We start from the raw sequence: 13,604 nt of genomic DNA on the forward strand, positions 1-13,604 counted from the left end.
GAGGCATGGTGGTGCGTACGTCCTGAGCGTGCTCGAACGGGTGAGTATCTGATCATCCCGGGTGACCGATCACAGATGACGCACGGACGGGTCACCTTTGGGACAACGGTGCCGCACCGCCACCGGATTGATTACGAGTGAGGGGCCCGCTTATAACACTTGGGCCCCTCCAGGAAATCCCGGAGGGGCCCAAGTCCTGCTCCTGCCTAGCAGCCGGACGCGATGTGCGGGCTCACGCTACGACTGAGCCCTGTGCTCCGCCGAAAGGCAGCCTTCCTCGTATTCCCACAGCTCTGCGGATTCCCCGGCGGACAGCACCGCACGCACCCTCCGGTAGTCCACAGCTGGTGGGACATCGACCGCGATGAGGTCGGGAATTCCGCCAGTCTCGACAATGCAGCCGAGCTGTTGGAGTTCGTCCACGAGGCGCCGTTCCTGCGACTCGTCGAAGAAGATCACCCGGAGCGTCGAGTGTCCCCGCACCGAGAGCAGCTCGCCGAATCGAGCCACCCCTTCTGAGGGATCGGAGAAAGCGATCATGTCTCCGTTGCTGACACCCGTGATGAAGAACGGAGCACGGACGATCTGCCCCACCGTATCGGTGAGCTTGCGGACCGGCAGGCGCTCCTCGTTGACCGGAGGGTATCCGTCCTCGTCCTGCTCCAGCGGAAATGCCACTTGAATGAGGTCGCCCTCATCGGTGGAATGTTGCCCGCCAGTCATCAGATCTTCCCCTTCGGGTTGTTACTCCAGTTCCCGTTGCAGACCACGCATGTCACACGCCCGTTCCATGGAGCACCTGGACCACCCAGCGACTCCGGCCATATATGGTCGACTCGCGTTTCTCGTGGATCGGGGGCGACACCCTTCTGGGACCGCTTGGCCGGGATTGTTTCGACCTGGCAGTCGTCACACACAGTGCGACCACCGTTGTTCTGGCGGCTCTTTTCGACCACCTTCCTCTTTCCTGCCCTGGTGAACGGCTTTCCTGCGCGCTGCATATCGGCGCCCAGATCCTCCACGACACCGCGGGAATCGACGGCGAACGTCCTCGGTGCCGCATTCGGGCAGCGGGGATTGTTGTTGTGCACGAGGACCGGCGTCGGCCCCGCCATCACATGGTACGTGTGCAGATCCTCGACGCTCAGGTCATAGGTGACCCGCTGGGCCGTGTACGACTTGACCGCAAGGATCTCGGTGGGAGCACCGTCTCCGTTCTGCAGCTTCTGTCCGGCCTTGAGGTCACCGGCCTGGGTCCAGGTGTCGCGGCTGACCTCATAGAACTGGTGGTGCTTGGTGGTCTGGATCGTCTTGGGACCCGACTTCGTGGCGACGACGACATCCACGTACTCACGGTCGGTCTTGGTGACGATCACCTCCTTGACCCGGTGCTTCTCCTTCTTGTCCTTCCCGGGCTCGGCCGTCAGGACCCAGTCCCCGGCCTTGACCTGGGAGATCGGCTTGACCAACCCGTTGGCCATCAGCACCCCGGTCAGACCGGTGAAGCTGTGCGGCGTGATGGGGCAGCTGCCCGGACGCGACTGAGGCGCGGCATCGTCCGAGGACGCCGACTTCGACTTGGGTCCGTACTTGCTGACCGCTGCTCCGAAGACGCCGCCCGTCACAGCCCCGACCGCTGTGGCCTTGGCCGCCCCGCTCGCGCTGCAGCCCTCTTCGGTCGTCGCACACGTGACGCCGTAGCTGACCGCGCCCTCCGCGGCACCGCCTGCGGCACCCATGGCCGCGCCCTGCACGACCTTGCCGCCGACACCGGCGAGCAGGCGGCCCACCGCGCCGGAGGCCGCACCGCCGGCCGCGCCACCGAGAGCACCGGTGACACCGCCGATCGCGACCGCGCCGAGGAAGCCGCCGACGGACTTGGGTCCGTCGCTCATCATGTAGCCGACGCCGTTGGCCGCGGCGCCCGCGAGGGCCGCGCAGCCGATCGCACCGGCACCGGCCGTGGCCGCTGTGCAGCCCGCGAAGACCACGACACCGACCGCCACCGAGGCGATGGTCGCGGCGTGCTGCTTCACGAAGTGGGCTGTGGCCTTGGCCGCCTTCTTGATGCCTCTGCCGATCTTCTTGACGGCCTTCTTGGCCGCCTTGACAGCCTTGCTGGCTGCATGTTTGACCGCCTTGGCAACCTTGCGGACGGTCTTCTTGATGTGATGGACGACCTTATGGACGTACTTCTTTACCCGTTTGTAGGTCCGTTTGACGTATCTCTTGATCTTTTTGACGCTGTCGTGCACATAGTGCACGGCCTTCCGGACCGCCCGGCGGGCCTTGTGGACCACCCTCTTGGCCGCCTTCTTGATTTTCTTGGCAGCCTTGCGGACGACCTTCGCGGCCTTCTTGACGGCGTGCTTGGTCTTCTTCCAGGCCGACTTGGCGGCCTTCTTGACCTTTTTGGTGACCTTCTTGACGGCCTTCTTGATGAAGCCGAACCAGTGACCCGTCGGGTCGGTGCCCGTCATCGGGTTGTCGTTGGCGTACGCGTACTGGTTCGCGTTCACCGAGTCCGGCAGCGGCTCGTTGCTCACCGTGTCACGGCTGTTGAACTGGCCGGTCTGCGGCGAGTACCAGCGCGCGGCCATGTTGACCTTGGCCGTCTGCGGGTCGGTCCAACCGGACTGGTAGCCCAGGTTGCCCAACATGCCGCTGGTCGAGGACGTCTTTCCGAACGGCGTGTACGTCGTGGAACCGGTCAGCGCCTCCGACGAGTCGGTGAACTGGGCCACCACGTCGTCGTGAACGTCCGTCAGAGCCAGTCGCGAGGCCACGCCAGTCTTCACGCCCAGCAGCGACCCGTCCGCATCGCGGCTGTAGGAGGCGATGCCGTCCGAGGCCACGTCGTTGCCGACGCCGCTGTACTTGAAGGAGAAGACGTCGGTGCCCGTACCGTCCTTGGCACTCAGGACGCGGTCCAGACCGTCGTACGTGTACGTCCGGTCGCCCTCGTTGATCACCCGGTTGAAGGCGTCGGCCTTGAGCAGGGTCTGCGTCCCGCTCTCGTCCGTGATCGTCTTCAGCGTGCCGCGGGCGGTGTACGTATACGAGCTGTGCCCGTCCGACGTGAGCCGGTTGCGGGCGTCGTACGTGTACGTGTCGCCGCCGATGCGGGTGCGGTTACCCGAGGCGTCGTAGCCGTAGACCTCCGTGGTGGTGCCGTTGTTCCATGACGAGAGGCGGTCTGCCCAGTCGTAGGTGTACGTGTTCGACGAGGCGCCGCTGACCCCTGTCGTCGTCTTCGACGTCAGGTTGTCGTTCTCGTCCCAGCCATAGGCGATGGAGGCGAGGACGTTGCCGGTGGGCGAGGTCAGCTTGTCGTTGGTGATGCGCTCCAGGGAGTCGTAGGAGAACTCACGCTTCGACTTGCCGGTGCCGTAGTCGATCTGCTTGACGTTGTTGTTGACGTCGTAGGTGTAGGTCAGCGCGGAACCGGTGGCACCGTCGTTGACCGTCTTCAGCCGGCCGGCCGTGTCGTACCCGTAGGTCGTCGTGCCGGAGGCGTCCGTGCGGGAGGTCATGGCCCCATCGCCGTTGTAGGCGAAGGACGAGCTACCCGACGGGCCGGACGCCGACAGCAGCAGACCACGGTCGTCATAGGTGAAGGTGTTTTGATCCGTACCCGCACCCGCGACGGCCGTGACGCGGTCGTCGGAGTCGTACGCAAACGTGTGGTCGACCGTGTCGGCCTCAGCGCCAGTACCGGTCTGCTTGGTCAGCCGGTTCTTGGCGTCGTACTCGTTGGTGACGACCACACCGCCCGGAGAACGCGTCTCCGTCACCCGGCCGTTGGCGTCATACACCGTCGTGAAGGTGCGGTCCGCCAGATCCGGATGTGCAGGAGTGGACGGTTCGATGACCGACTCCGGCAGGCCCCACCTGTTGTACGTCGTGATGAACGCGTTGCCACGACCATCGGTGAACCGCGTCTGGTTTCCGGCCACGTCATAGCCGTAGGTCGTGGTGATGGACTCGGTCGCGGAGACCGGTTCCACCGCCTTGGTGACCAGACCCGTGGGGTCCACAGTGAACGTGGTCGTGTGTCCCCGGTAGTCGGTCACAGACAACGGGTTGCCGACCCGGTCGTACGTGGAGCTGCTGGTGCGGAGCACCCCACCCATCGCGTCCAGGTCCTGCGTGGCGATCAGCTGACCGAACCCGTCGTAGGTGTTCCTGGTGCTCGTTCCGTCCGGGTCCTTCGCGACAAGGAGCTGGCCGTCCATGTCGTAGGTGAACGTCGACACGTTGCCTGCTGCGTCGGTCACGTCGGTGACCTCACCCAGGGCGTTGTACTTGTACGACTCCGTCACACCCGTCGGAGACACCGTCCGCGACAGGTCACCGCCGGGCGCGTTGTACTCGTTGATCGCCGTGTAGGCCCGCTGCGTCGGCTGGCGCACGATTTCCGTGCTGGTCAGCTCGTTGCCGAGGTAGTCCCAGGTGGACTCCTCACGGGCGCCGTTCGGGCGGGTCGTCGACAGCAGGTCGCCGTTGGTGTCGTAGACGTACGTCGTCTTGTCGCCACCCGGTTCCGTGACCGAGGCCACGTCGCCGAGCTGCGTGTACGAGTACGTCGTCCGGTTGCCCAACGGGTCGACCTCGGCCGAGACCTGTCCCAGGTCGTTGTACTCGTTCCAGGACATGGCCGTCACCGGCGTCGTGGACCCCGGCGGGGTGTAGTTCGGCAGCTTCGTCGAGGTCTCCTGGCCCTCGGCGTCGTAGGCGGTGACCGTGACATTGCCGAGCGGGTCGGAGGTCTCGGCAGGCTCACCGAACGTGTTGTACCCCGTCATCGTCACCGGACGGACAGCAGTGGCACTACCGCCGTTCGTCTCGGCATTGACCACAGGCTCTGTAACGGTGACCTGCTGTGCGGCCTCGTCGTACCCGTAGTCGGTCGTGTTGCCGTTGGGGTCGGTCATCGACGTGGGCAGACCGCGCTGGTCCAGCTTCCAGGTGGTGGACCGGATCGAGCTGTCGGCCGCGGGCAGGGTGCCGTTGTACATCGACGACACCTGCGAGGCTGTCAGTGCCTCACCGTAGACCTGGACGTCGGCGATCGAGCCGTTGGCGTTCTCGGCGTAGGTCCCGTTGTAGAGCCGTCGTCCGATCTGCAGCGGGCCGGTGGCCTCCCACGGGGAGGTGAAGGCGGTCGTGGTCCCGGACTGGGAGCCGTTGACGTACAGCTTCAGCGACGCGGTGGCCTGGTCGTAGACACCGGTGAGGTGGGTCCAGGTGCCGGTCGTCACCGCCGACGTGCCGGAGTAGGTCCGGATGGTCGCGGCACCCGTGGTGTCGGTCGCGTGCCGGTTGAACGTCCAGCCGTACGCCGTCGAGTAGTACAGCTGGAAGCCGCTGGCCACCTTGCCGTCCTGGCCGAGGAAGGTGCTGTTCGCGCTCGTGGAGGCGAGCTTGACCCACGCCGAGACGGTGAAGCTGCCGCTGGTGTTGACCGCCGGGCCGTCCGCCTGGCCGTAGGCGTTGGCGGTGCCGTTGAAGACGGCCGAGCCGCCCTTCTCGGTGGAGCGGGTGACGGCGCTGCCCAGCGTCACCTTGCGGTTGCCGCCGGAGGAGTCGTTGGCCGTCAGGCCGCTGGTCTCCGACAGCTTCCAGCGCGCCACCGGAGCAGTCGTCCCGTCGTGCACGGTGGTCGCGGTGACATTGCCCAGGTTGTCGTACTGCGTGTCCGTGGCGCTGACGTCACCGGTCGCCGGATCGGTCTCCGTCTCGCTGACGACATTGTCGTCCGGGTCGTAGGAGACCTTCGTGGAGCGGTTGGCACCGGTCGGGTCGAGCACCGACGACGTGACCCGGTCGTCCGCGTCCACGGTGAACGCGGTCGTGGTGCGGCCGTCGTTGGTCACCTGCTTGATCAGGTTCCCGGCCATGTCGTAGGTGTTGGACTCCTCGACGAACTGCTTGCCGTTCGCCGGGTCCTTGCGGGTGACCGTGGCCGCCAGGCCGTCGTCGGTGTAGGTGTACTCGGTCACCCAGCCCATGGCGTCGGTGATCGACGCGAGCCGGCCCGCCGGGTCGTACGCCCGCGACTCCTGGACCAAAGTGGTCGGAGCCGAGGGGTTGTTCGGGTCGCCGGTGTAGTTGAGCAGGTTCGTCGTGAGCGGGCGGCCTTCGCCGTCGAAGGTGTAGGTGTTGACGTTCCCCGCGGGGTCGGTCTCCTTCACCTTGTTGCCGTAGACGTCGTACTCGAACGACGTGGTGTCGCCGCCCGGGTCCGTGCGCGTGGCGAGACGGTTGTAGGCGTCGTACGTCATCGACGTCGTCCGCGAGGCGTCGCCGCCGGTGAGGTCGGCGACGGTCTGCGAGGTGACGTCTCCGTCGTAGTCGTAGACGGTCGTCGTCTTCGCCTGGTGCACCGCGCCGGTGACGCGGTTGGTGACTGCCGGGGCGGTCTCAGTGGTCACCTGGTCGTTCTTGTCGTACGTCCAGGTGGTGGTCAGGCCGCTCGGCTGGGAGTCGGATATCTCCTTCTGGGAGACCTTACGGCCCAGGTTGTCGTACGTGTACGTCACCTTGGCGCCGTTGGCGTCCGTGACCGAGGCCAGGTCGCCGTTGGCGTAGTAGACGTGCTTCGTCGTCTTGCCGCCCGGCGTGGTGACCGTGTCGACCAGACCCGCGGGGGCCACCGCCGTACCGCCCTCGGCCGCGGGGGTCGTGGACGTGGTGTACGTGGTGGTGGCGGTGCGGCCGTTGGGGTGGCCGGGCACCGGCGGGGTGGTCACCGACAGCAGGTTGCCGCCGGTGTCGTAGGCGTAGCTGGTCAGGTACGTGTTGTCCGTCGCGGACGCCGAACGCGCGTCCCGCTCGGTGAGGAGCAGGTCGTTGCGCGGGTCCATCGGCGGGAACGCGGTGGTCGCGTCGGGGTAGTACGTGTAGTACTCCGTCGCGCACTTGTTCGTCGCCGTGTCCTGGCAGTCGGTCTGCGAGACCGTGTTGCCGCGCACGTCGTGACCGGTGATGCTGCGGTTGCCGTTGGCGTCCGTCACGGTGTGCAGGAAGCCGCCCGTGTCGTAGCCGTACGTCGTCCGCTTGCCCTCGGTGTCGATCGCGGCGAGCAGGCGGTCGCCCATCTCCGCGTCGTACACGTACGTCAGCGTCTTGTTCGTCGGGTCGGTCAGCTTGACCGTCTTGACCGGCGCGATGCCAGAGGACGCCTTGTACGCCGACCAGTGCCGGTCGACCTCGTCCTCGCCGAGCGCGTGGTCATAGGCCGCGACCTCGGCGACGGAACCGGTGAAGTAGCTGACGTCACCGGGCGACTGGTACCAGTTCTTGCCGTAGCCCGCGCCGATGAAGGTGCGGGTGTTCGACTGGTCGGCCGGTGCGCCGGTGAAGTCGGCCACCTTGGCGCCGTCGAGGTACATCGTCTGGGTCGTGCCCGAGGACGACAGGACCGCGTGGTGCCACTGGTTGTCGGTGACCGTGCCGGTGGTGCCGAAGGCCGTGCCGCCGGTGCCGGCGGTGGTCCACCAGTGGCCGTGCAGCTTGTTGTCGGCGCCCACGTACAGCAGCGGGTTCCAGGTGCCGCTCGGCGTGGTGCCGGTCGGTGCCGTCGACTGGTCCGAGAGGATCACGCCGGGCTTCGCCGTCTTGAACCACAGTTCGACCGCGCGGTTCGCGGAGGAGTGCCACGGGGTGAAGGGGATCTCCGCGTAGGAGGAGGTGCCGTTGAAGGACACCGCCGTCACGTCACCCGTGCCGAACGGACCCGCCACACCCTGCGTGACGGTGTTGTACGTGCCGAAACCGGTGTGGATCTCGTTGGCCGCCTGCGCGGCGCCGCCCGTGTCGGACAGCCTCCAGTAGCCGGAGGGGGCGGAGCCCATCACGGCGGAGCGGTAGACCTGCGAGGAACCGGTGACGGTCGGCGGATTCAGCTTCCAGGTGCCGCCGTCGCCGTCCGTGGCCTGCGTGACCAGGTCGTCGGTGGGGCCGTAGGTGATGGCCGCCTGCGTCTTGCCGCCCGGCGTGGTGATCTTGCTGAGCAGACCCGCGGACCGCTTGGCGGCCTGGTATTGCGCGGTGATCACCGACGGGTCGAGCGGCTCGGAGTAGATGGCGACCTCGGCCATCTGACCGGTGTAGTGCCCGAGCTGGTCGTTCGGGTTCATCGCCGGCCAGCCCTGGGTGTTCACACCCGCGCCGAGCGAGATGTACGGCTGGTTCCAGTCGTTGATCGTGCCCGACAGGGAGCCCTGCGCGACACCGTCCAGGTAGAGCGTCTGGCTGGTGGCCTGACCGGTGAGGACCGCGTTGTGCCACTGGCCGTCGGTGACGGTGGCGGTGGACACGATGTTGGGGCTGCAGCTGGGCGACATGGCCAGGCAGCCGCGCAGCTTGCCGTCGGTGCCGACGTACACCGCGGGGGTGTTCTTCGTCGTGTTGGCCACCGGGTTGGCGTCGCTCAGCGGCTTGTCGCCGTAGTAGAAGAGCACGCCGCCGGCCGTGGTCGTCTTGAACCACAGCGAGACCGACGTGTACGACGGCGTCGCACCCGGCGCGGACGGCATCTCCACGTAGGAGGTGGTGCCGTTGAACGTGGCCGTGGTCTGCGTCGAGCCCGCGAGGACCGACGAGCTGCCCAGGGTCACGTTGTGGTACAGGCCGTCGTAGCGGCCCTGGTTCAGGTCGACCGTGTCCTTGGCGACGGTCGCCCCGGCCGCCTCGCCGAGCCGCCAGTACGCGTACGGGTCGGCGTCCAGGACCGTGGTGCGGTAGTGGTTGCCGGTGACGTACGAGTACGACGTGCAGTGCGTCCAGTCGGCGGGCGGGCAGACCTTGGTCAGCTGGTCGCCGCTGTAGCTGTACTGCCACGTCTGCGCGGTGCTGGAGTCACCCGCGGTGGACGGGTCGGTGGCCACGGTCGCGACGTGCGCGGTGGTGGCACCGGCCGGGGTCTGCCACGCCAGCGTCAGGGAGCGCTTGGACGTGTCGTTGGTGATCTTCGTGAGCTGCTTGGACGTGTTGTACGTGAACGTCTCGGTGCGTCCCGCGTAGTCCTTGATGCTGGAGATGGCATAGGTGCCGGCCTTCGCGGTCGCCTGCTTGAAGGCGTACTCCGTGAAGTCCTTGTCCGTCAGCGTGTAGCCGCCGGTCACCGACTGCAGACGCGCGTAGCGGCCCAGCGGGGGCTGGAACGTTCCGTCGCTGTTGCGGCCGAAGGCGACCTGCTCACCGCCCGGGTAGGTGACGATGACGCTGGTGACCGTGCCCGCCGGGTCCTTGACCTCGGCGGCCTTCATGTCGACGACCGTCGACCAGCCGGCGCCGAAGGCGCTGTCGATACGCGGGTCGATGCTGTTGTACGACCGCTCGATCTCCAGCGAGGGGCCGACCACCTCGACGTCCGCGTCACTGTCGTCGGTGGTGTAGTTCGCCTCCGACGGGTCGAACTCGTGGCCGTCGTTGTTCTGGGCCAGGCCCGAGGTCACCGGCGGCTGCGGCACCGCGGTGGTGAAGCGGCTGGAGTAGGTCACCTCCTCGTAGCCGTCGGTCACACCCACGTACCAGGCGTAGTTCTTCGACCAGGTCAGCTTGCCCGCGGGGATCTTCCAGCTGCTCTTGGTGAGGTTGCCGGAGGTGACCACCGGGGTGGTGCTGCCGGAGTCGGCGTCGTACACCTCGAAGCTGTAGGTCAGGCTCGCGTTCGGCCACTTGTCGGCGTCGCTCGCGTAGACCAGCAGCTCCGGCTGGAGGGTGTTGGCCTGGAAGTTCTCCGGCGGGTACTGGGCGTTGACCTGCGGCGCGGTGTTCGGCGCGTAGGTCAGGTCCAGCGAGGGCCGCCAGGCGGCGGTGGCCGAGTCCTCGGAGTGGAACTTCTTCCAGTGCAGGCCGTCGCCGGTCGGCGCGGCCATGGCCAGGCCGTAGTTGGCACCGCCGGTGGCGACCTGCGTGAACCACGAGGTCGACAGCGTCACCGGCATCTTCACACCGACACTGGCGCTGCCGGAGCTGTTGGTGCAGGAGGCGCCCGGGTCGGGGGTGGTGGTGCCGATGGCGGAGCCGTAGGACGGGCCGGGGTAGGTGGTGGTCGTCGACGGCGACCACGACTGGGTCACCGGGTAGACCGAGAACGCCTCCGGCGTGCAGGTCGAGGACCACAGCGCCCAGACGTTCAGCGTGGCGGCGGACACCTTCTGGCCGGCCAGCGTCGTCCCCAGGTTGGAGAACTGCAGGAACGAGTTGGCCTTGGTGGTGCCGCTGTCGTACGAACCGACCTTGATCTGCGTCTCGGCGGAGCGGTTGGCGGCGTAGTCGGTCTGGACGTACGTCGCCTCGCTCGCGAGGACCGTGGTCGGGTCGACAGTGACCGGGTAGACCCGCTCGGGGTCGTCCAGCCAGGACCGGTCCGCGGTCATCCGCAGCGCCGGCTCGCCGTCCACCGTGGTCAGCTCGTACGAGACCTTCGCGGAGCGCGCGCCCTCACCGGAGCGCCGGTCTATGTTGGCGTCCTCCATGTAGGCGTGCGGGACGGTGGCGGCGACCTTGCCGTCGGCGCCCACGAAATCCACGTCGCCGTTCTCGGCCAGGCGCGGGGTCAGGCCCTGGGCGTCCAGCTTGAAGACCCAGGAGTTGGCGGCGTCCGGCGAGCGCAGGACGACGTTCTCCTTGAAGCCGTCGGCGATCGGGACGAGCTGGACGTCCGTGTCGGGCAGCACGCCGTTGTAGACGACCGTGCCGTCGGTGCCCTTGGTCGCGGCCACCTTGGCCGCGCCGTTCAGCTCGTAGGCGAGGGCACGGCCGGAGCCGAGGCCGACGGAGGCCAGCTCGTCGTCGGCCGCGTTCGGGGCGAAGTCGACGTCGAGGGAGTTGGCCTTCTGCTCGAAGCGGCCCTCCTCGTCCTTGACCAGGCGGGTGTCGATCGGCTGCCAGGTGCCGTCGGCCGCCTTGAAGTTGGTGCGGCCGCTGTAGTGACGGATCGTCGTGGAGCCGTCCTCGTTGACGTAGTAGTCCGAGGTCTCCGTCGACTTCTTCGCGTCGCGCTTGCTGGTGGCCGGGTCGAAGCTCTTGCCGGTGCCCCGGGCGGGGCCGGTCGTGGCCTGCTCCGGCTTGTCCACGGGGCGCTGGTAGGCGTCGAGCTCGCCCTTGCCCTTGCCGGGCGCGCGGCCGACGCCGCGGTCGGCGTCGGTGGCGTCGGCGGAGGCGTGGTGGCTCTTGCCGCGGGCGGTGCCGCCCTCCTGGTCCGGGGTGTCCGGATCGTCCGGTTCGCTTACCCACTTCCAGAGACCCGAGAGGGACATCTCGGGCATTTTCGGTGCCGAAAGGGTGGCGCCGGTGGCCTCTGCCGTCTCTGTGGTGAGCATGAACGACAGGGACACAAGGACAGAAAGTGCGGTAGCCCTCGCTCTACGCCGTCCGGAACCACCCGGAGGGTACAAGCGAGGGCTACGCACCCAGCGAACACGCATGGCAAGCCTTTACTCACGAGCCGACAAAAGCTTCGCAAGTTTGCCCCAAGAGCATGCAAAGGCTCCACACGAGATCGGCAACGTTAGCCGATCTTTACCAAGGGGCTGGAACTCTGGGCGCAGTTCACGCGTTAGACGCCCTCACGGCCTGTCTGATCGCCTGCGCCACCGTCTCCTTGAGGCTTTCGTCCGGCTTCGCGACGGTCACGTTCCCGGCCGTCTCCGCTTTCGCCGCCGATGCGTCGTCGTCGACCAGGACGAAGCGCACCGCGGCGTTCTTCGCGGCGGCAGCCCGCGTGACCTGAACCTGCGGTGCGCCGACCGCCACCACGACATCGCACTGACGCTGGATCAGGCTGTTGAAGAACGGCTGCACGTTGCCCACCGACTGCGGCCCCGTGACCGGCACATAGACGACCCGGGCCAGCGTGTCCCGGGACGCCTGCTGCATGCCCTCCCACGCCGAAGCGGCGAGCGTTCCCCGGGTGATGCCCTTGTCCCCCGTCAGCATGCACGCGTCGAAGTCCCGGTACTGGCGCGCCCGCGGATCAGGGGGCGCGGCCTGCTCCTCCCCGGCGAACAGCCAGGCGCCCACCAGCCCGAGCACGACGACGGCCGCACCGCCGGCCACCCAGGCCGCACGGCCCCGCAACGCGCCGGCCGCCGCCGCCAACGCGCGGACCACCGGCGCCCCGCGCGTGGATCGGGTCTTCTTCTTGCCGACACGCCAGCCACGCCGGGTCTTCATCGGGCGCCTTCCACCGACGGCCTGACGAACAGGCAGTGCAGCGCCGCTCCGAGCGTGGAGGCGAACAGCAGCAGGACGTCGGCGGCGTACTGCGGGCCGTGGGTGTCCACCGGTGTGAGCACGGCCTCGAACAGCCATGCCACGTTCACCGCGCTGAAGAGCACCGCCGCCAGCCAGTCCGCTCGCGTGCCCCGCCGGAAGGCCAGCACGAGCGAGGGCACAGCACCCAGCATTCCCAGACTCAACAGGGGTACGGCCGCCAGTGCCGCCCGGGGCAGCAGCCCGGGCACGGTGCCTGTCACCGCTTGAGTCGCGCGCGCGGCGACCATGTCATGCTTCACGGCCGTTCACCTTCGCCTCTCAGAAACGCCTACATAGAGATCCGTACATATACACGAATACGGATGGGACGCCGTAGGGTTCCTCCCCGGCCGGACGATGCCGACAGGGGAAGTCGTCCGCGAGGCCGCCGCTTCAGCCGCCGCACTGCCGCAGCATCATCTGCTTGTCGGCCGCCGTCACGGGAAGGTCGTACTTGAGCGACACCTGGGCGAAGCGGACCGAGTAGGCGCAGCGGATCTGCGTGTTCGGAGGCAGCCAGGTCGCCGGCCCGGAGTCGCCCTTCGCGCCATTGGTCGGGCCGTCCACCGGGATCAGGTTCAGCGGGTCGTTGGCGATGTCCTCCCGCTTGTCCTTCGACCAGCGCGAGGCACCCATCTGCCAGTCGTACGACAGCGGCATGACGTGGTCTATCTGCACTGCCGCCGCATGGGACTTGGTCCACTCGATCGTCTTCCCCGTGTACGGGTCATGCAGCGTCATGGACGTGACGACGCAGTCCGAGCCCGCGCGGAAGCGGACCTTCTCGGCATCGCGCTTCAGCAGATCGTTGCGCGAGTCGCACCCGTTGTGGGAAAAGGGGATGCCGCCCGGGGCCGCGTCGGTCCAGGCGTAGCCGAACTTGTCCCGCTCGTACCCCGTCTTGGGTCCGCGGCCCTTCGTCGCCACTTTCTCGATCAGCGACCGGGCCTTGGCCTTGTCCGCGCTCGAAGTGACGGCTGCCAGGCCCGGCTTCGTCCCGTCGGGGTTGTCCAGCGGGTTCACCGCCCGGCCGTCGGCGGCCGTCGGGACGGCGGCACCGGAGGGTCCGCCGTCCACGGGCGGGGCGAGGCCCTTGCACCCGGTCACCATCAACCCGGTGGCCAGCAGCGCGGCGGATGTCAGCAGGACGCGCCGCCTTCCGCCACCGTGCCCGACGTGTCGCTCAGTACGCATTACGCGACGCCCTCCCCTTGCCTGTACCGCCCGCGCCGGGCCGTTCTCCCGGTCTCACGGTAGCCGTCAAGGGGTTATGTCCCTCACATCGCCTTCGTCATGCGTACGAGAACCGCCCCACTCACGCGCCGCGACCCCGATAC

5 protein-coding genes are annotated in these 13,604 nt (G+C 67.6%); all 5 read right to left on the bottom strand.

The genetic code is table 11. The features are described from left to right. Window positions 1-237 precede the first annotated feature (237 nt). The 5 genes from N8I84_RS17100 to N8I84_RS17120 all read right to left on the bottom strand — a co-directional run bounded on the left by N8I84_RS17100 (window position 238) and on the right by N8I84_RS17120 (window position 13,377). Window positions 238-723: a DUF4265 domain-containing protein gene (locus N8I84_RS17100; protein WP_263230338.1), complete on the bottom strand. Its 486-nt coding sequence runs from the start codon at window positions 721-723 to the stop codon at window positions 238-240. Then, on the bottom strand, window positions 723-11,270 hold the full coding sequence (locus N8I84_RS17105; protein ID WP_263230339.1) for a LamG-like jellyroll fold domain-containing protein: 10,548 nt from the start codon (window positions 11,268-11,270) through the stop codon (window positions 723-725). The genes N8I84_RS17100 and N8I84_RS17105 overlap by 1 nt, the downstream gene beginning before the upstream one ends. 292 nt (window positions 11,271-11,562) lie before the next feature. Further along, a complete protein-coding gene (locus N8I84_RS17110; RefSeq protein ID WP_263230340.1) occupies window positions 11,563-12,186 on the bottom strand; it encodes a type 1 periplasmic-binding domain-containing protein in 624 nt (207 codons plus the stop codon). Next, complete coding sequence (locus N8I84_RS17115; protein ID WP_263230341.1) at window positions 12,183-12,527, bottom strand: hypothetical protein; 345 nt, start codon at window positions 12,525-12,527, stop codon at window positions 12,183-12,185. Before N8I84_RS17115 ends, N8I84_RS17110 begins: the two co-directional genes overlap by 4 nt. A 133-nt stretch (window positions 12,528-12,660) precedes the next feature. Next, window positions 12,661-13,377 (bottom strand): HNH endonuclease family protein, encoded by a 717-nt coding sequence (locus N8I84_RS17120; protein WP_263234790.1) that lies wholly within the window; start codon window positions 13,375-13,377, stop codon window positions 12,661-12,663. Between the last annotated feature and the right edge of the window lie 227 nt (window positions 13,378-13,604).

The organism is Streptomyces cynarae, assembly GCF_025642135.1.
GTDB classification, from domain to species: domain Bacteria; phylum Actinomycetota; class Actinomycetes; order Streptomycetales; family Streptomycetaceae; genus Streptomyces; species Streptomyces cynarae.